Origin of the sequence: Pseudoalteromonas translucida KMM 520 (genome assembly GCF_001465295.1) — a bacterium.
GTDB classification, from domain to species: Bacteria; Pseudomonadota; Gammaproteobacteria; order Enterobacterales; family Alteromonadaceae; genus Pseudoalteromonas; species Pseudoalteromonas translucida.
Map to the genome: position 1 here is coordinate 364,156 of NZ_CP011035.1, position 21,370 is coordinate 385,525.

A 21,370-nucleotide genomic window follows, 5' to 3' on the forward strand; every position below is an offset into this window, starting at 1 on the left:
ACGCCAACTTTTATTACACGTGTTGGCGTATATTTTAATCAATGGATAGGTGATAAAAGCGCGTTACAAACTCTTTTTAGGCGGTAGTGCTACGTTGGCAAAAATTAACCCAGCTACCAGCGACATAAATATTAAAAACGTTTGCTGGCCTATATGTTCTGCATAAACAAAGTCTTGGCCTTCAATAAGCGAGTTTAAGCCAATATAGGTTTTGCTACCTGGCACTAATACAATTAAGCCTTGCATAGCAACAATTGAAGCAGGGGCGTTGGCCACGCGATTAAATAAGTTACTAAATATACCTACAGCTAATGCGCCAACAAAGGTTCCTAAGGTGTAATCGAGATACATAGCTGAGCCAATACTGGTGCCATAAGCAATAAAACCAGATGCAATAGACCACACGGCATGTTTAAGCTTGGTTCTAAATATGACTATTAGGCTGCTACACAGCAAAAATATAGCCAGCCAAGGCGTCCACGCTGGTAGTGGCGCAGGCTGCACAAAGTCGGCTTGTCCAAATAATGCAAAACCAATACCTATGCCAATAAAACCACCAAAGTAGAGTTTAAACAGCAACATGAATGAGTCCATCACCCGTGCTGTACCCGACACTAAGTGCCTTGCTGCAAGTTCAGCTAATCCTAGCGCTAATGCCAAACCCGGAATAAATACAATGATGGACGACAGTACCACTAAACGTATATTGATCTCTGGGGCAAAATAAACGCTAATAGCACAAGCAACGATTGACGATACAATTGCGACCAAAGGCTCAAGCATGTGGGCGACACGTTTTGAGCGCCCCGACCAAAGTACAAATAAGTATACAATAGATGAGAGCAACGCAGACCAAGCTACATCAAACCAACTGGTGCCCATTAGCATAGCAAACGCACCACCAGATGTGGCAAACGCAATGCCCGTAGTGAGTTTATTGTAAGAGTTTGGAGCAACAAAAATAATGTCTAACTGTTCATCTACTTCGTGCAAGGTTAACTTGCCATCAAGCATTTGATTAACTAAGTCGTCGGTGTCGGCAAGTGAGCCTAGGTCATGATCGCCAGGGTCTACCCGTGCAACATGGGTATACTCGTCTTCGTGGCCGTCGGTCCAAATAACAAAAGTAACAGAAGTAGGCGACATAACAAACGACGATTTAAGGTCTAAGTAGGTCGCAACTTCCATTAAATGCGCTTCTAAGCGGTATGCGGGCGTACCATATTTGTGCAGCATTTTACCTAATTTAACGATAAATTTGCGTTTTTCTGTAAAGGTTGCGTTTTTCAAATGCTTTTAAGCCAACGGTTAAATAACTAAGCTAAAAATATAGACAAAAAATACTAATCTGCCATAAAAAGTGCTAATTCAGAGTTCATCCAGTGGCTTTTGATTCAAGTGGGCAACATGTAGGAAGGGTGGTTCCCTTTCAAAAGTTGCCAACGAAGAAGAAATGTCACTGGTGAGCTCCCTTGGGCGAGTTTTAAATGAGCTTATACTGCGTTCCTCGAACTCAAAATAGAACCACTATTTTATCATTCAAGCGCCTTGGCTAAGCTCATTTTAATTCTCGCTGAATTGTACCGTTTAAGGTAGATTGGTATTAAAAATTTGCCCACGTTTAATGGGCGCGATTTTAAACACTAATTGGTGTGTGTCTAGTCATTTTTAATCTAATTTTTTATTTTTTTCAGCTATCCATTGCGACATGTATTGTGTGCTGCGCATTGTATGATGTTTGAGCATTTGGCCTGTGAAGTTTTTTTCGCGATGGGCGTTTAAATCGCTACTTATTGAATCGACTTTTTGAATTAGTGCAGCGCTTAATTGGGCTTTGTCATACAGTGTATTAAGTAGTGTATTGCCATCTTGTTGTGCTTGTTCAAATTCACTTTGATTGTTGTACATTTCAACGGCTGCACTTGCAAAATCATCGGCGGTGTTTGCTATTTTACCAGGCCAAGATAACTCATTATGCATGCCTTCACTGCCAATATTAGTGGTAACACTTGGGGTTTGCATTATCATTGCCTCTAGCAATTTGCCCTTTATACCTGCGCCAAAACGCAGTGGTGCTAAACATACTCGTGCGCTTTGCATTACCTCAAACGCATTATCGGCCCAGCCTTTAATTAAAAACCCCGTTTTAGGGTTGTTAAGTGCAGTTGCTTTTGGCGGCGGGTACGATCCATATATATGCAGCTCAGCTTTAGGCAGTTGCTTGCGAATAAGTGGCCAAATTTGTTGTAAATAAAGCACAGCATCCCAGTTTGGCGCGTGCCTAAAGTTACCTATGGTCATAAAGTGTTGGCGCTGCTCAAAGGTTTTAGTGCTGGTGGGCAATGTGTTTAAATCGACCATAAAAGGTAAATGGTGTAATAAGCTAGGCTCTATTTTAAATACATCATTAAGTAAACTCATTTCATAGCTAGAAATAATAAGGCTTAAATCGCAACGTAAGATGGCTGCAATTTCGCGTTTTGCTATGTCTGAATGCAAGTCGTTAGTGGTAAATTCTCGCTCGCCTTTGTGGGCTTCGTGGCGCGCATTACGCAAACATTGTAGATCTTCGGTATCTAAAATTTTCAGCGCATTCGGGCAATGCTTATCAACGCGCCAACCAAACTGCTCTTCCATCATAAAACGATCAAACATAACAATATCGGGAGCATATGCTTTAACGTAATCGTCAAAACTTTCGCAGTTAAGCGCAATGCTCTGGCTACTAATACCAAAGTCGTCAAGGTTGACCATGTGCTCGGTGCGCAGTGCGGGCGTTGCAAACTCTACTTGCCAGTGTTGGGCTCTAAAGGCATTTAATAACGACATCATGTGCGTGCCTGCAGCAGATGAGTTGGGCTCTGGCCATACGTAGCCAATTACCAGCACTTTTTTCATTGGCTAGGATCTCTTATTAGTAAGTTTAAATTTACCCATGTAAAAACAGGTAAGATTATTTTTTGTGATGATTATTACAATAATAACGATAGCAGTTTAGTAAATTTTAGCGCACTAGTTCTACACAATTTCAATGCTTATAAAGTCATTTGTTATTAATGGGTAATATTAAAAATATGACAGTATTGACTTTGTTATTCATTAGCGCTTTTTAGGTGCACAGCACTTTATAAAAAGCGCTGTAGTGTAGCTTAAGTTAGGGTGGCGATAAATCATTTACGCTATTTTGTATAACCTTAATGCTTTATGAATGGTGTAAAACATGTTTAGATAGCTTTATTAAACTAAATAATTACTAAAGGACAAAACATGAACGCTTTTAGGCTGTTAGTTGCCTTTATTGGCTGTATTGCATTACTGCCAATGAGCTATGCGGAGCAAGGATATCAAACGCCATCGGCTGAACTTGCTGCATTAGTTGATGCTAAATTATCGCCCACCAGTAGTTTGTCAGACGATGGCCAATGGCTTGCATTGTTTGAGCGAAAACGTGTAGTGTCGTTAGATGAGTTGGCAAAAGAGGAGCTTAAACTGGCGGGTATTAAACTAAACCCGGCAAACTTTTCACGCTCACGCGTAAGTGCAAAATACAGTGCGGTGCAAATTAAGCACGTACAAAGTGGTACGGTTATTAATATTAATAACTTGCCACAAGGTATTATTCGCGCGCCAAAATGGTCATCAAATAGTGAGTACTTAGCCTTTGTGGTTGAGCAAAAAAATGATGCGCGTTTATGGTTATACAATGTAAAAACAAAACAAGCGAATGAGCTAAATTCAATAGCGCTTAACTCTGTCCTTACTGCATCTCCCTATGAATGGCTACCCGATAGCAGTGCCTTGGTTGCAAATTTAGCCGTTAATTTAGGAAAAACCAGATTACAAAATGATAGCCAAAGTACGGTGCCTGTTATTCAGCAAAGTAGCGGTGAAAAAGCGCCTGCACGCACTTATCAAAACTTATTAACTGGCCCGTTTGATGAGGCGCAGTTTAAATTTTATGGCCAAGGGCAACTTGCCTATATAACGCTTGATGGTCATGCGCAACCGATTGGCCGCCCTGCGTTGTTTAAGTCATTTTCAGTATCACCCGACTCAACCAATATATTGGTGGCGAGTATAAACGAGCCATTTTCGTATCAAGTACCATACAACCGCTTTGCTACAACATGGCAAATATTGGGAATGCGTGGTTTTTCATTAGTTGAGCTGGCAAAACAACCATTAGCCGATAACATTCCACAAGGCTACGACAGTGTACGAACTGGCAGACGTGACTTTGAGTGGCGAGCCGATCAAGGTGCAGAGGTTATTTGGGCCGAAGCGCAAGATGGCGGTGATATGAAAACCGATGTTGAATATCACGACTTTATTTACAGCTTACGTGCACCATTTAAACGCGAGCCTAAACTGTTTGCTAAAGTAGAGCGTCGTTATTCGGGTATAGAATGGGGTAACGATAATATTGCCATGCTCAGTGATTGGCGCTTTAGTGACCGCCAAGTGCGCACCTATATTATTGCCCCTCGTGATGCTGATAAAAACCGCATATTATTTTCAGAGCGTAGTTACAACGATGCCTACAAAGACCCAGGCAGAGCAATATATGAGCGCAATGATTTAGGCAGCAAGGTAATAAAAGTGGTTGGCGGGCGCTATCTATTTTTACGTGGTAATGGTGCATCAGAGCAAGGTAATGTGCCATTTTTAGATCAATACGATGTAAAAACTAATAGCAGCAAACGTTTATGGCAATCAGCGGCACCTTATTATGAGCGTGTTCGTGCGTTACTTGATGACGAAGGCAAGCGTTTTATTACTATTAGAGAGTCTAAAACAGAGCAACCTAACTTTTTTATTCGTGATTTAAATAAACAAAATTTAACTCAAATTACTAATTTTGAGCACCCTTACCCGGCATTTAAAGGCGTAACAAAAGAGCAATTACGCTATACCCGAGATGACGGTGTTGAGCTTTCAGGCACACTTTATTTACCACCAGGTTATGATAAAACTCAAGGCCCATTACCTGTATTAATGTGGGCATACCCGCTTGAATATAAAGATAAAGCAGTCGCTTCTCAAGTGCGTGAGTCGCCTTATGAGTTTACCTCTATTGGTTACTGGGGCCCGATGCCTTACTTAGCTAAAGGTATTGCGGTATTTGACGATCCTAAAATGCCAATTGTAGGTATTGAGGGCAGTGAGCCAAACGATAACTTTAGAAAGCAACTAGTAGCCAGCGCACAAGCTGCTGTAGATGTATTGGTTAAAAAAGGCATTGCTGATAAAAACAATATTGCCATAGCGGGTCATTCATATGGTGCATTTATGGTGGCTAACTTATTAGCACATAGTGATTTGTTTAAAGCCGGTATTGCCCGCAGTGGCGCGTATAATCGCACCTTAACGCCGTTTGGCTTTCAAGGCGAAGAGCGCGATTTTTGGCAAGCTCAAAATGTGTACGCAAACATGTCGCCATTTTTTCATGCCGAAAAAATTAACGAGCCAATGCTAATGATTCACGGGCAAGAAGATCCGAATTCTGGCACCTTCCCAATGCAAAGTGAACGTATGTACGCCGCGTTAAAAGGCTTAGGCAAAGAAGTGCGTTTAGTCATGCTGCCACATGAAGCACATGGCTATCGAGCCCGTAAAAGCTTACTGCATGTGCTGTGGGAGCAAGAGCAGTGGCTAAACAAATACCTGTTAATGGATGAAGAGGCTGAGCCGGTAAAGGTAACAACTGAGCTAGTGGCAGAGCCAACACCGAGCCAATAGTAAAGTACGTGTTTATGCCGTGAGAGCAAGAAGACCCACTCTAAATCTCACTGCACCTTCCCAATGCAAAGTGAACGTATGTACGCCGCGTTAAAAGGCTTAGGTAAAGAAGTGCGTTTAGTCATGCTACCCCATGAAGCACATGGTTATCGAGCCCGTAAAAGCTTACTGCATGTGTTGTGGGAACAAGAGCAGTGGTTAGATAAGTACTTACTTAATGACTCTGCTGAGCCGGTAAAGGTAACAACTGAGCTAGTGGCTGAGCCAACACCGAGCCAATAGTAAAGTACGTGTTTATGCCGTGAGAGCAAGAAGACCCCCCTTAATCTCACGGCACCTTCCCAATGCAAAGTGAGCGTATGTACGCTGCACTTTAGAGTAAAAAAATGTATTTTTGCACTTTATCATCTCAGACTTTTGCCATGCATGAGTGTATAAAATTTCCAAACTCAGACGCTTTTTGTTTTTCATAATAAAGGGAAAATAACGCAAAAGCCTTGCTGTTCAGGGCTTTCAAGTGGGAGGTGTTTTACTAATAGGGAAATTTTATTTTGGGCTAATACTTTGTTTAGAGGAAGTTACCTTACCAAAAACAAGCTCAAGGTGAGCGAGTACAAATGCTCATATTACATATCATTTATCTTTCACCTTAGCTCTTTTTCATTTACCCTTTCGCCTAGAACCTATTACAACTTTGTCTTTAACCCATTACGAGTTTTAAATGATTGATATAACAGTACTCGCGGTATTTATTCCCACCTTCTTTTTCGTTTCGATCACCCCGGGTATGTGTATGACGTTAGCCATGACGCTAGGCATGAGTATTGGCGTGCGGCGCACTTTGTGGATGATGGTGGGCGAACTGCTCGGCGTTGCCACTGTTGCCGTTGCTGCAGTGCTAGGTGTGGCGAGTATTATGCTTAACTATCCAGAGGCGTTTGCTATTTTAAAGTGGGTAGGCGGTGCATACTTAATTTACATTGGTATAAACATGTGGCGATCTAAAGGAAAAATGTCGGTAAATACCAGCAATGCCACGGCTGTAAGTCGCCAGTCACTGTTTACGCAAGGTTTTGTAACTGCAATAGCCAACCCAAAAGGCTGGGCGTTTATGATCTCATTACTACCACCATTTATAAGCATTGAACATGACGTAGCCCCCCAACTATTAATATTGTTAAGTGTAATAATGCTTACCGAATTTTTAAGTATGTTGGCTTATGCAACGGGTGGAAAAAGTCTTCGATTATTTTTAACGCGCGGTAATAACATCCAGTGGATGAATCGTATTGCGGGCAGTTTAATGGTCGCCGTTGGTGTATGGCTGGCTTTAGGATAGTGCTTGAATAGATTAATTACCCGGCATTACAATATTAAAAAAGCAGTTTTATTTTTTTATTAGCTCCTAAAACGGGTAAAAAACATTGATTATGTAAAAATGAGCTAAAAGTATTAACCTCAGCTGAACGCCTTGCTGTGGTTACATTTGTTGCCATTTTAATTACAAGTAACAAAAGTTTCTTAATTTTCTGTATTGCAATTTGTAACAAATTCGGTAATTCTAACAAAATATTCAAGGAAGAATGAATTAAGTCAATGGCTTAGCTACATGCTTTCTTGCCTTTTAAATGTACAGGGAATTGCCACATGAAAAAAACTATCCTTTCTGCGCTTATTTTTGCTCCTCTTTTTGCTGGCTGTGTGTCTACAGCTGATACTTCTGGTGACTTAGATCGTAACGCTGTTGTTGCTGAGTTATCTACACGCATGGATACACTTGGTTACCAACACCCGGTAGACATTGTGCCAGGCATCAATGAATTTCTAAATGCATCGGCTATGGTGCTTGAGCGCCAATATAAAGTAATGGGTCAGTACCGTACGTCTACTGATAATCATCGTGATGTTCAAGCTTTTTTATATGCATACAAAGATGCAACACCTGAAGAGTTACAAACAGCTATAACTGAATTTGACGCGGGTGCAAAAAATAAAGATGAAAAAATTGGTCATAAAATTGCCGCCTATAACCAAGCAAACGAAGGTATTTATCAACAAAACGTCGCACTTGCTACCGACTTAACCGTTGAAATTGCAAAGTCTGCTTATATTTTATCTCAATATAAAAATGAAGTAGCGATGGCATTAGCGCTCAGTGCTGGCAGTAGTATGATGGGTATGTTTGCTGGTGAGGAAGATGAAGCAGAAAATCCAAAAGATATTGGTGTGGCATTGTTAAAAGCAAAAGATCAGCTTTCGCTAGCATTAGAAGCGAATGAAATTATTGAATTAGAGCAAGCGACTATTTCATCAATTAATGAGTTACAGCTAGAGCTAGAAGCGAAAGGTTAATGAAAACAAGCATTTTTGCCTTTTTATTGGCATTTGCTTGTACAAGCTCAGCGCAAAGCTGGCCTGTTTGGGTAGTTCAATCGCAACAAAGTGATGAATACATTACTGCGGTGGGTATTGGTGAGAGCCGCTTAGCTGCAAAGCAAGCGGCTTTAGCCGAGATTGCAACCCAACTCAGTGTTGATGTGAGCACCCAGCAAACACAGTCGTTGAGCAAGCAAAACAATAAATTAACCAGCTATTTTGAGCAAGCAACAACACTCAATAGTTTACCGTTTACATTAACGGGGGTTGAAGAGTTAAATGCAGTTGCACAAAACAACTTATTTGCTTTAAAAATGGGTGTTAAAAAGTCGGTTATAGTAAAAACGTTAAAATCTGATTTATCGGTACTATCACGAATTACCCCTCCAGAAAAAAATGCTGAGCAACGTTTTATCTGGGCACTGCAAAATAGTGGTTTACTAAACCAAGCGATAAAAAAGTTAGCAGTATTGGAGCATTTGTCAGGCCCTGAGTTGTTTATTAAATCAACACTAAATAATTTATTAACTGAACAGTCAATTGCACTTAATGCAGTTGCGTGCGATGTGATTGGTGCAATCAGCGCACACGAAATTAAATCAGCTTTAAACGACGCATTACCTCACAGCGGCGACACACAACTATGGCTTCGTCCGCAATTGCGTTGGCAATACGCGCAAACTACAACTAAACACTCTGCAAAAGCCATTTTATCACTAGCACTAACACGCAGTACTAGTCCTTTTAAAGTGTTATTGCAACACGATTTAAATGCCCAAGAAAGTGCCGCTACGCGGGAAAACGCCAAACAAAAAGTGATTCAAAACTTAGTTCAACAACTTAAAGCGCCTGCTAGCCAATGGCTGTTTGATATTTAGGAATAATAATGAAATTAGTAAAAAAATTAACCCTGTCAGCATTAACACTTGCCTTATTAGCTGGTTGTCAAACAAAGCCTGGCAGCAGTACACAAGTAGAAAAAGTAAGTAATCGTGCATCGAATGCGGTTGTTGCTAAAAGTGCCTACGACTTTAAAGATCACGATATTACCATTCCTGCCTATTTTGATACTCAAGGGCTAGAGCGTTGCACCTTTGATGTTAACAATGAGGCCGATAGTTGCCCACTGAAAAAGCCCATAGTACGTATGTATTTTGACTTAGCCCAAGTAGCTGGCAGTGGCATTGGTGTAGATGCAATGCGTGAGTTCGATAATGAAAATTTACTCTTTATGCTCGAAAACCAGTTTGCCGGTATTAGTCGTTTTAGAATTATTACTCGCGATGACGATACAATTTCCAAAGAGCAGCAAATAATATTAGAACAACAGGGTATAAAAACGGCCGCTAAAAGAGCTGAAGTAAGGGCATTAATGCCAGACTTTATTGTAAAAATAGATTCACTCAGAACACTAAAAACCGAAGGGGGTTACAGCGATTGGGCCAATTACACGCTTGAGCTTACCACTGGGGTTATTAACCCTCAAACTCGGGAAAAATTATCACACCCCAACCTTGGTAAAATACGGGTTAAGTCAGAAGACGTGCGCGAACGCTCAGAATTGAAGTTTCACCGAGTAAATAATCGTTATGTTGCTGGTTTTCGATTTGATGATAGTGCCCATGTAAATGCAGTAATCAATGATATGGGCTCGCGCGGTATTGATATTTTACTTACCCGTATGCTCAGTGAAATGCCTGCAACAGCTCAAGTGTTAGGTATTAAAGGAAATAAAATTAGCCTTGATCGTGGCCAAAATGCCGGCGTATTACCTAACGAAACTATGATTATTTTTAGTTATGAAGCGGGTTTTGTGGAGCCAATTGGCGTTGCGAGTGTCATGCCTTCTAGTAACAGTGCTCAAGGCGAAATTATCCGCTGGAAAAATTCTGACATTGCAGATGACGTTAAAGATAAAGCCGAAAATGGTATTTATCGCCCAGCAAAAGGTGCAAAAATATTTGCTGTATCGGTAGGCACACCAGCTGGATTTTTGGAGAACCGGACATGATCAAAAAGCTTTGCTTATTAGCGTTATGCTCCTTAAGCGTACAAGCACAAGTGGATGTTTTAGCTGATGGAACATTACAAACCCAGGCGTGTGCTTATGGGCGAGGTGGCACTGCTATTTCTGGTGCAAAAGCGCAGGCAAGTGCTGAGCTTATAAGTTTTATTAAAGGTAATAAAAGCCTGACAACGCAAAGCGCACAGCAGCATTTAACAACAAATTTAACAGATGATGCCGCTAATTTATATGAGCAGCAACGCACTACTATGATCGAAGGTTTGAGTGCAGGTGCAGTCCCTTTAAATTACTCAACGCCAACACTCAGTGGTAACGACACTTGCATGACGGTAAGCCTTAACCCACAAGAATTAGGTGAAATACAAGAGCAAAGCTGGCAACAAGCGACCCAAGATATAAGTGTGACAGTAATAGGTCAAGGCTGGAAAAAAGAAGGTAAAACAGCATTAATTAATGCTGAGCAAGATGCACTACAAAGAGCTGTATCTCAGGTGGTGGGGGTTTGGCTTACGCAGCAACACACGCAATCGTCAAGCATGAGTATGGATATTGTTGATGGTAATGAGTCAACCAATATGCAGGAGTTGATTGGCCAGCAGCTTTCTAGTCATAGTGAAGGACTGGTTAAAGAGTGGCAGACGCTCCAAAGTAAGCAGTTAAAAAATGGTGGCGTAGAAATTACGATAATGGCGGTAGTAGAAAAAGCACCGCTAATTCAGCAGGCATCGCAATTGTTGAGCATGATTGGCTCACCTAGAGTACAAGTAATCGCTCCTGAGCCATTAAAAACAGAGTTAAAAGTTTGGTTGAGTGAGCAAGGCATTGAAGTAGGTGATGCGGCGAGTTTAGTTATTTATGCACAATCTGATGTTATTAAACGTGGTAATAATCGTCAACTTCGCTTAAGTGTTAATGTGCGAGATTTAGCTGGCAATATTTATGGGAATTGGAAAAACGATCCTTCATTTATGTCTTTGCCTGATGACCCTTACGTAGAAAAAGATTTAATGGCAGTACATTTAGCCAGTGAATCGCAGTCAAAAGCATTGCACAGCACGCTTAATACTGCGTTTACTCAAGTTGTTGCAAGAGGCGGATTAGTAAGAGAAGTTCTGTTGCCAAGTAATAAATTAACGCAACCAGAAAAATTGCATGCAGTATTAAGCACGTTAGGTGGTGTAAGCGACGTAGCTATCGATAAGCGCAGTGACTATACAGTTGCAAGCCTTAGATACAAAGGTAATACCGGTGAACTTGCCCATGCACTTGATCAAGCATTAGCAACGATTACCGTAAAAACACTTTCTAAAATTACAATCGAAAACGACTTTACACTCAGGTACAAATAAGGACAGATGATGAAATTGAAAATATTAACATTAGCAATGGTTTTAGCTATGCCTGCAATTGCAGCTGAAGAATTTAGCTTAACAGACATGATCCCAGCTCGCCCTGGTGCACAAGTAGCTAACGCAGATCAAGCCCAAGTGTCGGGCGATGTAGTGGTTGCAAAAGATACTAATGTAGCGGTAGCTGTTGCTCATCAAGCGCTGATTGATGACGACGAAGACGGTATTAAAATGATTCAAGTAGGCAGTGGTACTGGTATTTTATCAATTGGTAGTGCTAGCTATAACACTTATGACAACATGAATGCGACATTGCTTTCAAAACGAGGCGCTTATAATCAGGCTTATTTAATTGCTAAAAAGCAATTAATAGAAAACATGAAAGGTGTTGAGCACCAATGTAGCAATGTAGTAAGTGCAACGATGGATGTAATAGATACCGGTGTTGAGGGTGTTGCAAACGAGCAAACTAATATGATGGAAGCGTGTAAGGAGTCGGTATCGGGTTCTTTAGCCGGTTTTGTTACTTATGACGTGTACGATAACAATGAAGAAAAGGGAGTACGCGTTAGTTTAATTTCAACACCTAAAACACGCTCGCAAATAAAAGGTAATCGTGGTGCAGTTGCTGTGACTACAGAGCCAAATGCTATTTTTCAGCAAGTAATTAGTGATGTTAAATCAGGTGTTTTACCGCCGGTTGGCGCAAAAGTGTTAACTAACGCCGATAGCGGAGAAGTAATAGTACTAGGTTATGGTTCGGCAATAATACGCGGTAATAAAAATAATAAAGTGGCGCGTAAATTAAAAGGTGCTGCTAAATCACAATCGCAAACGCGTGCACGCTCAGCGCTTTTAGCCACTATGCAAGGAGAGAAAGTATATTGGGAAGGTAGCTTTGACGAAAAGCAAATGGAAGGTACTCAGCAGTTTGAATACGACGATCCTAACCTAAATGATCCACAGCAAGTAAAAGTGCTTGAAGAGGATCGAAATACATTTTTAAACCAATTAAAAATGTCTGATGAATATGCAACATTATCTAAAGGTAAATTACCACCAGGTGTGAGTGTAAAGAGCTTTGCAAGTGATGACGGCTTTTGGCAGTACAGCGTAGCAGTTTATGCGCCAAGTTTAGAAGCAACGGCGCGCCAAGCAGCTAAAGAAATGACAGGTAATAACGGCAATACAGTAAATGGTATGAGCCGCTCTGGTCATAAAATTAAAGCAGTGGGTGGCTTAAACGAAAAAGTGGCTAATCCACAAGGTGCTTCGGGTAAAGTAGCGAGTGAAGAGGAGCTTTAATGCTAGCATCTATTTTAGCGCTTTCGTTGGTGGCTTCGGCCACCTTCGACTCAGAGCAAACAATTGAACAGCAAACTGCTTTTTTTAAAAGTCAGGCTAATGGTCAATACGCCCGAGTTAAGGCGTTAAAATCGAGTGCAAAAAATGCGCTTGAGCAGGCATGTCGTAATGCATTGACCCTGCCACAGCGCAGTATTATAAAAAGTACCTTAGCTAATAAGCTTAATATTACCTTACCAGAATCGGTGAGTTTTATTGAAGCTGAGGTTACGGGGTATAAGCAAGAAAAACAGCAAGAATGGCTAACCTGTACAGGTATTGTTACCCCTGCTGCTGCAGATATAAACGAGGCAGGCTTAGCAATTAGAGCAGCATGGCAAGTAGGCAAACAGCAAGATAAAAACAACTTGCGTGCATTACTTAAAATAGCAATGGCTCACCCATCGACTATATCAGATGCCGTTGCACTTGTTGCCGATCAATCACCGCAAAGCGAGCGCCTAGCTTACCTGGATAAATACTTAGTAGCCGATGAACTTAAACTTGATGACGCTAAAGAGTCTGTGGCGCAAGCATGGTTTAAAGACATGCGCTACCAACAAGTTATTTCATTAATGCAACAGTGTGAAAGTGTTGATTGTAAACGCTTAGGTTTAGCCGCAGAGGCTGAGTATGAGCAGCAAAGCGCAGATGATTTAAGCAGCTACTTTTAATTTATAAGGATATAAAAAGTGTACTTGAAAAGTAAATACTTACTAAGGTTAAGTACTATTGCGTGCCTTACTTTAAGTTTAAATAGCCTAGCCCAAACAAGTGATGAAGCCGAATTTGAAGCTTTTTTAAAGCAGCGTCAAAGCGAGTTTAGTCAGTACAAACAACAACAAAAGCAAGAGTTTGAAGCGTTTGTGAGTGCCTGGCGTGATGCAGAAAGCGCTTATTTAAAACAAATAACTGCAAAATGGCAAGACCCAAATCTACCCAGCTCAAAAGTGTGGGTCAAATATAGTGACGATTTAAATAAACGCACCAGTGTAAATTTTGAAAGCGGTGAAGTGGTTGTTGAGTTATTAAGTAGCAAAAGCGATGAGCAAGCCGTTGAATATGCAAAAGAGCAGTTAAACGAGCTCTCACAGGTAACCGTAGATAAAACGCTTGCCAAAGATCCAATTTACATTACAGCTAATAACACACTTAATAGTAAAAGCATTATTTCAACAGGTAAGCCTTTAAATAAAAAGGTTAAACAAAGTAAGCCACTAACAGCTACTCAATCTAAAAAAGTAGCTGAGCAAACAGTGCTCTCTACAGAAATTGTACAAGAGGTACTAGCTGCAAAGGCTCCTGTAATAACTAAGCAAAAAGACAGGGTGACAATTAGCTACAAATTGCCTGCTAATACGCTTTCAAACCAAGCAAAGCGTTATTTGCCAGAGGTAAAAGTACAAGCTGCGCGTTACAACTTAGAGCCAGCCTTATTGTTAGCAATAATACATACTGAGTCGAGCTTTAATCCACTGGCACGCTCACCTATCCCTGCATTTGGTTTAATGCAAATAGTGCCTACTTCTGCCGGTAAAGATGTAAGTAACTTCTTGCAAGGTAAGCCGTTATTGCTTAGCCCAGAGTATTTATTTCAGGCTGATAATAACGTAGAAGCGGGGAGTACTTATCTGCATATTTTAAGTAATCGCTATTTTAAAAATGTACGTAACGAGCAATCAAGACTGTATATGAGCATAGCCGCATATAATACTGGCCCAGGCAATGTAGCTAAAACTCTCAGTGGCTCAAACTCACTAAATCAGGCAAGTATTGCTGCTAATGCAATGTCGGCAGATAAGATTTATACCTATATGGTTAATAACTTACCTGCACAAGAAACCCGTAATTATTTACAAAAGGTGGTTAAACGCACCGCATATTATCAAGCACAATTGAAAGGAATTTAAATATGAAAAAGTTATTACCAGTAATAGCCGCTTTGGCGTTAGGTGCGTGTTCAAGTACAGAGCAAACGCAATCAGCACCGCTTGCTAAAAATGATTCAGTACCAAATTGGGTACTTTTACCTGTATCAGATAAAGGTTTAGCTTCTTCGTCATGTGTACCTTGGTCGGGCAGTATGTCTACAGATAGAGCGCAGGCCATTGCAGCAGCGCGTGCAGATCTATCGCAGCAAATACAAGTAAAAGCAAGTGTTATGGACCGCCTATATCAACGTAAAGCGCAAAGTAATGATGAGCTAAATGTAGGTGGTACATTTGAGCAAGTAAGCAAACAAGTTGCAGAGCAAAGTCTTGTTGGCGCTATACCTCAAGAGGTAGCATTTGCACGTTTAGATGGCAAAAAACAACTTTGTACCTTAGTAGTAATGAGCAACACACAAGATACCTTTAATAACCTAGTGGCTAAATCGGGCAAACGTTTAGACCCAGGTTCACGCGAAGCGCTTTACGAAGAGTTCAAAGCGCAAAAAGCAATGAAAGACTTAGAAAAAGAACTCGATAATTTAAATAAGTAATTGCTACACATTATTTTTAATTTAATAGCGTAATTAGCTTTAATTAAATATACAGCCGGTTAGCCTTATTTAGGCTAGCTAGTTAATACCTATGAGGGCTAATAAGCGCTCATTTTTTGTGAAATAAAAACTCACTGACTATTTTAAAAAGGACTAAAAAATGAAAGATGTTTTTTTCTTTGAATCTATGCTGACACCTAAAATCATTACTTTTGTATATTGGTTAATGTTACTGGGTGCTGTAATTTCTGGTGTAAGTACTATGTTTATGCAGTACGGTGGTGGTTTTTGGGCCGGGCTTGGTATTATTGTTGGTGGCGTAATTGGTGCTAGAATTTGGTGTGAACTACTTATCGTTTTATTCAAAATTCACGAGAATTTACAAAAAATAGCTAATAAATCAGAATAAATTTTCAGCGTGTCATAGTAAGTTTCAATTAGAAGCAAAACCAGACACGCTATTTTATTTTCACCACTTTGAGGTTTAAAAAGCCTAAAATGCATTCGCAAAAATAGTTTTAAGTAAATTATTTACAAAGAGGTTAAGAGCGCTGCGCTTCTTACTTTTTGCTGTTACTGTTACGTTGTTTTAACCAAGAAATAAACTCAGCTGCGGGCATAGGATAGGCCATATAGTAGCCTTGCATACCGGTAATATTAAGTTGTGTGAGTGTTTTAGCTTGCTCTGCGGTTTCAACGCCTTCGGCAATAACATTAAAGCCAAGGTTGTGCGCAAGCGAGATTATAGTACTCACAATGGCAGACCCTCTATTACCTTCATGTATTTTATCAATAAAGCTTTTATCTATTTTTAGTTCACTAACGGGGTAAGTGTGTATATAGGCTAGCGATGAATAGCCAGTGCCAAAATCATCAATCGAAAACTTGAACCCTTTAGCTTTGAGTTGCTGCATTTGTGCAATATTTTCAGCCATATCATCCAGTAAAATACTTTCGGTTATCTCCAGTTTAAATCTTGTAGGGGATATACCAAACGCATCTACAATGCTAACAATATTGTTGTATAAGGAATGTGTTATAAACTGGCAGGCGCTAATATTAATAGCAACACAAAATGAATCATAAAGTTGCTGTGTTTGCTCTAAGGTTTTAATTAACATGCAAGCGTCAAACAATACACTGCTTTGCAGTTGATCAATCAGACCAGATTGTTCTGCAACAGGAATAAAGTAGTAGGGTGATATAATGCCTTTTTGGGGATGTATCCAGCGAATTAATGCCTCAGCGGCTATAATGTTACCTTGGCAATCAAGTTGCGGCTGAAAGTAAGCCACAAATTGTTTTTCTTTTATTGCAGTTATAATGTCGCTTTCTAGCTGTAAACGTAAGTCTAATTCGTGTTGCAGTGCCGGATCGTAAAATGCAAAACGATGGCCGCCAAGTTTTTTGGCGCTATACATAGCTGTATCAGCCCGCTTTAGTACATCGTTGCTTGTTGTGTCTGGGCCTTCAATAAAACTAATGCCAATACTGGCGGTAATTTTGTAACTACAGTTGCTTATTTTAAATGGGTTTTTGAAGCAGTCGAGTATTTGGTTAGCACACACTATTGCCTGGCTTTGTGCACTGTTTTTATTACTACTTAGGTGCTTAGGTAAAATTACAAATTCATCACCACCAATTCGCGCAATAATACCTGCTTTTTTAATCACGGCTTTTAACCGCATAGCAACTTCGAGTAAAACCTCGTCGCCAATAACATGGCCTAATGAATCATTAATACGCTTAAAGTCATTTAAATCTAAAAATAATAGAGTGCCAAATGAAAGCTGCTTTTTAGATTTGCTGATCATTAATTCGAGCGTGTCAGTTAGCATGCGGCGATTAGGTAGAGTGGTTAATGGATCGTAAAATACCAGTTTTTTTACTTGCTCTTCAGCAAGCTTACGCTCGGTAATGTCGCGTATCATCCATAAAACATGTTTTTTATTTGGCTCATCAAGTAGGTAGTTATTAATAACTGATGTTCTAGCTTCAAAAATATGTCGGTTACCCATACAATTAAGTTCGTACTCGTACAGCTGTACTTGCTCTGTTTTCAGTGTTTTAGTAATGATAGAGATTACTTTATTAGGATCACCTAATGGCAGTGAGCTTATGCGTTGCTCATTACTTAAGCTATTACATTGTAGCTCGTTGCTAGCACCATAACTTTCAATATACCGCGCTTGCTCATCAAAAATGATTCCTAAATCGGGGATCACTTCAATAAATGCTTTTAACTTATCGTTAGAGCGTTGTAGCTCTAAACTAAGTGCTTTTTCTCTTGCGACAGAGCGCGCTTTTTCTATTGCTAGGCCCGATAAATGAGTAAAGCGTTCAATAAGCTTTAAATCTAATGCGGTTGGTGCGTTTGGGTACATGTAATAAACGGCAAAACTACCAAGTACTTTGTTATCTGAGGAAAAAATCGGAGTAGACCAACATGCTTGCAAACCATGTGCTAGTGCAATAGCTTTATAATTAGCCCAAAGTGGGCTAGTAGCTATATTACTAACAATAACTTGTTGCTGCGTATACACCGCAGTGCCACATGACCCTACATTATCACCAATTGTAACACCGTCTATTGCTTGGCAATATTCAGGGGGGAGTTTAGGCGCAGCACCATGGCGAAGTTGGTTGCCTTCTAAAATTAAAATTGAACTTTTAGCATTTTTAGAGTCAATTATCGCTTCAATTTGCTCGCAAATAGTATGCAGGCACAGGTGTATATCTACACCTAATGCGATCTGCTCTATAATCTGTTGTTGGGCTGCAAATAATGCTGAATGTTGTGCTGGAGTCACTCAGAAAAGTTCCTAAATAATAGTTAATGTGTCTGAGCGCATAGCATTAATAAAAACGAGGAATTTATTTTATATTAATTAAGCAGCACCTTATTGATATTGTAAACATTATCTAATTTAACTCAATACTAGGATCGAATAAAATTTAAACTCTTTTTGTTTTAATTTTTAACTGGTTGTTATCATTTGTTATATAGAACAACAATACGAGTAGTTATAAGTGTTGCTTAGTACCTAATGTGACTTCAGCGAAGTGCTTTTTTAAAATATCGAGTAACGCATAAGTCTTTGCAGCAATAAAATCTCGTTTTGGCGTTACTGCATACACAGTGTAGTTTGAACGTTGCCAGTCTTTATGAAGTTGCTTTAACTCTTTGTTTTTAATGCGTTCGCGCACTTCTGGCTCTGGTAGCATTGCATAACCTAATCCATCGCATACTAATTGAATAACTGATTGCATATTATTTACTTTTATACGCGGAGCTTTAAGTGTGTATGGTGCGCTGTTTGGCTTAAATAATTGATAGTTTAAATGGCTGTGAGCTATATGAGTGTACTGGTTTAATTGTTCAATACATTGATCATTTTTTGCTAAAGGGTGTGTCGCATTAACACAAAGAGCATAAGGCCATTGGGCTAATTTTCGGGCTATTAAGTTTGAGTCGTTAAGTGGGCCAATACACAATGCTAAGTCGGCTCCTTCTTTAAGCATATCAATAGGTTCATCTGTTAAAATTAGTTCTATGTTTAATTTTGGATGTAGCTCTATTAAGCGTTTTAATGGCTCAGAAAGTAACCCAGCGCCAAAGCCAACAGGGGCAACTAATTTAAGTTTGCCACTTGGTATACCGGTTAAATACTGTAGTTTTTGTTTTGTCTGCTCTGCTGTTTGCAGCAGCTTTTTACAGCTTTGATAATAAATATCACCCGCTTCAGTTAAGCTTAATGATCGTGGACTGCGATTGAATAAGTTTAATCCAACCTCTTGTTCTAGTGTTTTAATTTGCTGACTTACAGCAGAAGTTGTCATGCCTAATTGTTTAGCAGCTAAGCTCATACTGTTTGTTTCTACTATGCGCACAAACATAGTTAAAGAGCGTGTTAACTTGATATTCATAGTGATTAAGTTTTCCTTAATTTAATTATTAGCATACTTATATTGCTCGGCAATGCACTTATCCTTAATATTGTAAACGCTAATCATTATCAATTAATAATTCTAACATGGGAAACAAATATGAACACCGCAAGTCGACAATTATTGCCTTTAAGTGCCGCAATTTTATTTACCTTTACAAATTATGCGCAAGCAAATAAAACAAACGATGATATGGAAGTGATGGTGGTCACTGCATCAGGGTATGAGCAGCTAATTAAAAATGCTCCTGCATCTATTAGTGTGATTGATAGAGAAGAGTTAGCGAGTCGTTTTTACCGTGATTTAACCGACGCTATGACAGACGTGCCAGGCGTTATAGTGACTGGCGGTGGCGACAGAAAAGATATTAGCTTACGTGGCATGGCTAATGGCTATACATTAATATTGATAGATGGCCAACGACAAACATCGCGTGAAACACGGCCAAACAGCGATGGCCCAGGCGTTGAGGGAGCATGGACACCGCCTATTGGGGCCATTGAACGTATAGAAGTTATTCGCGGTCCAATGTCATCTTTATATGGCTCTGATGCGATAGGCGGGGTAATCAATATAATTACTCGTAAAACACCTGAGCAGTGGTACGGCGAGGTGCGTTTAGATAGTACGATTCAACAAAGTAATGAGTCTGGGAACATTAACCAAGCTAACTTTTTTACAGCGGGCTCATTAGTTGATGAACTACTTGGAATACAGCTATACGGGCAATTTACAAAACGCGATGAAGATGACCTAGTAGCTGGTTTTAGAGGCAAAGAGCAAAATAATCTTAAAGCTAAGTTTATAGTAACACCTAATAAAAATCACGAGGTTACATTAGAGCTCGGTCGTGCTGAACAAACGTTAGATGCGACTGTGGGTAAAACAATTGCGCCACTTGCTCCAGAGGAAAAGTGTGGCCGCAGTGGTTGCCCTGAATCAACAACTACACAATACGAGCAAAAAACCATCTCGGTAAGCCATAATGGTTATTATGACTTTGGTAGTTCTAATAGCTATATAAAGTACGATGAATACAATAATAAATCACGTGAAATGCTTATTAAAAATACAGATGCACAAACGATGTGGAGTATTCCGCTTGCGAGTGAGCATAATGCGACATTGGGCGCTTCCTATAAAAAAGAAGATTTAACCGATCATACCAGCAACAAATTAAGTGATGTATCGCAAATAGATAACGAGCAATGGTCTATATTTAGCGAAGATGAATGGCGAACCAGCGAGTTTTTTGCATTAACCGGCGGTATTCGATACGACCATGATGGTAGCTTTGGCGGCCATATTAGCCCACGTTTATATGGTGTGCTTAATGCGAGCGATAATTTAACCGTTAAAGGAGGTGTATCTACCGGTTTTAAAGCACCTAGTTTACGAGCAACTACGCCAGAATGGGGGCAGGTTAGTCGCGGCGGTAATATATACGGTAATGCGAATTTAGCGCCTGAAAAATCAATAAATTATGAAGTAGGTGTTTATTACGATAAAGGTGAAAAGTTCAGTACCTCGGCCACTGTTTTCTATAATCAGTTTGACGATAAAATATCACGTATAGCTTGCCCATTAACTCAATGCACCGACGGTCCAAATGAATTTGGTTCAGACCCAACAACCTACGTAAATGTAGATGAAGCAGTAACACAAGGGTTTGAGCTATCAGCATCGTTTAAACTAAGCAGTAAAGTAAGTGCAAGCGCTAATTATACTTACACCGAATCGGAGCAAAAAACGGGCACTTATGCAGGAAGCCCATTAAATCAATTACCAACACACTTACTGCAAACCTCTGTTAATTGGGTTTTAAGCGATGCATTTAGTGCATGGGCACGTATGCACTATCGCGGGGAAGAAAGCCAACCTACAACTGGGCCATCGCAAAGTAGCTTAATTGCTCCAAGCTATACCACAGCAGATTTAGGTGCAAACTATCAATTAAGTAACAACATTAAATTAGGCGTGGGAGTTTATAACTTATTTGATAAAGAAATTAGCGAAGTAGAGTATGGTTATGTAGAAGACGGACGTCGTTATTGGGCTTCTTTAGCATGGCAATTTTAAGTACTTTAATTAGCTATTTAATGACTT

The 21,370-nt window shown here is 39.9% G+C and carries 16 protein-coding genes and 1 pseudogene; 13 read left to right on the plus strand and 4 right to left on the minus strand.

The genetic code is table 11. The annotated features are described in order from the left end of the window. Positions 1-63: 63 nt before the first annotated feature. On the minus strand, positions 64-1,290 hold the full coding sequence (locus tag PTRA_RS17115; RefSeq protein WP_083497560.1) for a threonine/serine exporter family protein: 1,227 nt from the start codon (positions 1,288-1,290) through the stop codon (positions 64-66). A 378-nt stretch (positions 1,291-1,668) separates the two neighbouring features. Next, a complete protein-coding gene (locus PTRA_RS17120; RefSeq protein WP_058374870.1) occupies positions 1,669-2,898 on the minus strand; it encodes a glycosyltransferase in 1,230 nt (409 codons plus the stop codon). Positions 2,899-3,267: 369 nt separating this feature from the next. On the opposite strand from PTRA_RS17120, the gene PTRA_RS17125 reads away from it, so the two are divergent. From PTRA_RS17125 to PTRA_RS17185, 12 genes and pseudogenes are all read left to right on the plus strand, one after another. Next, positions 3,268-5,739 (plus strand): alpha/beta hydrolase family protein, encoded by a 2,472-nt coding sequence (locus PTRA_RS17125; protein ID WP_058374871.1) that lies wholly within the window; start codon positions 3,268-3,270, stop codon positions 5,737-5,739. A gap of 54 nt (positions 5,740-5,793) precedes the next feature. Continuing rightward, positions 5,794-6,021: pseudogene (locus PTRA_RS17130) on the plus strand (alpha/beta hydrolase family protein); the annotation flags it as partial. Positions 6,022-6,460: 439 nt separating this feature from the next. After that, positions 6,461-7,078: a LysE family translocator gene (locus PTRA_RS17135; RefSeq protein WP_058374873.1), complete on the plus strand. Its 618-nt coding sequence runs from the start codon at positions 6,461-6,463 to the stop codon at positions 7,076-7,078. Positions 7,079-7,386: 308 nt separating this feature from the next. After that, positions 7,387-8,091 carry a hypothetical protein gene (locus PTRA_RS17145; RefSeq protein WP_058374875.1) on the plus strand — a complete coding sequence of 235 codons (705 nt, stop codon included), beginning with the start codon at positions 7,387-7,389 and terminating at the stop codon, positions 8,089-8,091. Continuing rightward, positions 8,091-8,993 carry an LPP20 family lipoprotein gene (locus PTRA_RS17150; RefSeq protein WP_058374876.1) on the plus strand — a complete coding sequence of 301 codons (903 nt, stop codon included), beginning with the start codon at positions 8,091-8,093 and terminating at the stop codon, positions 8,991-8,993. Before PTRA_RS17145 ends, PTRA_RS17150 begins: the two co-directional genes overlap by 1 nt. Before the next feature lie 8 nt (positions 8,994-9,001). Continuing rightward, positions 9,002-10,126: a hypothetical protein gene (locus PTRA_RS17155; protein ID WP_058374877.1), complete on the plus strand. Its 1,125-nt coding sequence runs from the start codon at positions 9,002-9,004 to the stop codon at positions 10,124-10,126. Beyond that, on the plus strand, positions 10,123-11,490 hold the full coding sequence (locus PTRA_RS17160) for a hypothetical protein (RefSeq protein WP_058374878.1): 1,368 nt from the start codon (positions 10,123-10,125) through the stop codon (positions 11,488-11,490). Before PTRA_RS17155 ends, PTRA_RS17160 begins: the two co-directional genes overlap by 4 nt. 6 nt (positions 11,491-11,496) lie before the next feature. Next, positions 11,497-12,795, plus strand: coding sequence for a hypothetical protein (locus PTRA_RS17165; protein ID WP_237113515.1), 1,299 nt, complete (start codon positions 11,497-11,499; stop codon positions 12,793-12,795). Next, the gene (locus tag PTRA_RS17170; protein ID WP_058374880.1) at positions 12,795-13,508 is read left to right on the plus strand and encodes a hypothetical protein; all 714 of its coding nucleotides are present in this window, start codon (positions 12,795-12,797) and stop codon (positions 13,506-13,508) included. The genes PTRA_RS17165 and PTRA_RS17170 overlap by 1 nt, the downstream gene beginning before the upstream one ends. A gap of 18 nt (positions 13,509-13,526) precedes the next feature. Beyond that, positions 13,527-14,744, plus strand: coding sequence for a murein transglycosylase domain-containing protein (locus PTRA_RS17175; RefSeq protein WP_058374881.1), 1,218 nt, complete (start codon positions 13,527-13,529; stop codon positions 14,742-14,744). Between the two features lie 2 nt (positions 14,745-14,746). Continuing rightward, positions 14,747-15,316, plus strand: coding sequence for a hypothetical protein (locus PTRA_RS17180; RefSeq protein WP_058374882.1), 570 nt, complete (start codon positions 14,747-14,749; stop codon positions 15,314-15,316). 160 nt (positions 15,317-15,476) lie between these two features. Beyond that, a complete protein-coding gene (locus PTRA_RS17185; RefSeq protein ID WP_058374883.1) occupies positions 15,477-15,725 on the plus strand; it encodes a DUF4282 domain-containing protein in 249 nt (82 codons plus the stop codon). Between the two features lie 151 nt (positions 15,726-15,876). Here the strand turns inward: PTRA_RS17185 and PTRA_RS17190 are convergent, their stop codons facing one another. Continuing rightward, entirely contained in the window at positions 15,877-18,126 is a 2,250-nt protein-coding gene (locus PTRA_RS17190) for a bifunctional diguanylate cyclase/phosphodiesterase (protein ID WP_058374884.1), read from the minus strand. A 214-nt stretch (positions 18,127-18,340) separates the two neighbouring features. Beyond that, a complete protein-coding gene (locus PTRA_RS17195; RefSeq protein ID WP_058374885.1) occupies positions 18,341-19,243 on the minus strand; it encodes a LysR family transcriptional regulator in 903 nt (300 codons plus the stop codon). A gap of 120 nt (positions 19,244-19,363) precedes the next feature. Between PTRA_RS17195 and PTRA_RS17200 the strand changes: the two genes are divergently transcribed. Further along, entirely contained in the window at positions 19,364-21,343 is a 1,980-nt protein-coding gene (locus PTRA_RS17200; protein ID WP_058374886.1) for a ligand-gated channel protein, read from the plus strand. The last annotated feature ends 27 nt before the right edge of the window (positions 21,344-21,370 follow it).

Coding starts and splice junctions, on each gene's coding strand:
- PTRA_RS17120 (WP_058374870.1), bottom strand. CDS start 2,898: ATGAAAAAAGTGCTGGTAATTGGCTACGTATGGCCAGAGCCCAACTCA.
- PTRA_RS17125 (WP_058374871.1), top strand. CDS start 3,268: ATGAACGCTTTTAGGCTGTTAGTTGCCTTTATTGGCTGTATTGCATTA.
- PTRA_RS17135 (WP_058374873.1), top strand. CDS start 6,461: ATGATTGATATAACAGTACTCGCGGTATTTATTCCCACCTTCTTTTTC.
- PTRA_RS17145 (WP_058374875.1), top strand. CDS start 7,387: ATGAAAAAAACTATCCTTTCTGCGCTTATTTTTGCTCCTCTTTTTGCT.
- PTRA_RS17150 (WP_058374876.1), top strand. CDS start 8,091: ATGAAAACAAGCATTTTTGCCTTTTTATTGGCATTTGCTTGTACAAGC.
- PTRA_RS17155 (WP_058374877.1), top strand. CDS start 9,002: ATGAAATTAGTAAAAAAATTAACCCTGTCAGCATTAACACTTGCCTTA.
- PTRA_RS17160 (WP_058374878.1), top strand. CDS start 10,123: ATGATCAAAAAGCTTTGCTTATTAGCGTTATGCTCCTTAAGCGTACAA.
- PTRA_RS17165 (WP_237113515.1), top strand. CDS start 11,497: ATGATGAAATTGAAAATATTAACATTAGCAATGGTTTTAGCTATGCCT.
- PTRA_RS17170 (WP_058374880.1), top strand. CDS start 12,795: ATGCTAGCATCTATTTTAGCGCTTTCGTTGGTGGCTTCGGCCACCTTC.
- PTRA_RS17180 (WP_058374882.1), top strand. CDS start 14,747: ATGAAAAAGTTATTACCAGTAATAGCCGCTTTGGCGTTAGGTGCGTGT.
- PTRA_RS17185 (WP_058374883.1), top strand. CDS start 15,477: ATGAAAGATGTTTTTTTCTTTGAATCTATGCTGACACCTAAAATCATT.
- PTRA_RS17195 (WP_058374885.1), bottom strand. CDS start 19,243: ATGAATATCAAGTTAACACGCTCTTTAACTATGTTTGTGCGCATAGTA.
- PTRA_RS17200 (WP_058374886.1), top strand. CDS start 19,364: ATGAACACCGCAAGTCGACAATTATTGCCTTTAAGTGCCGCAATTTTA.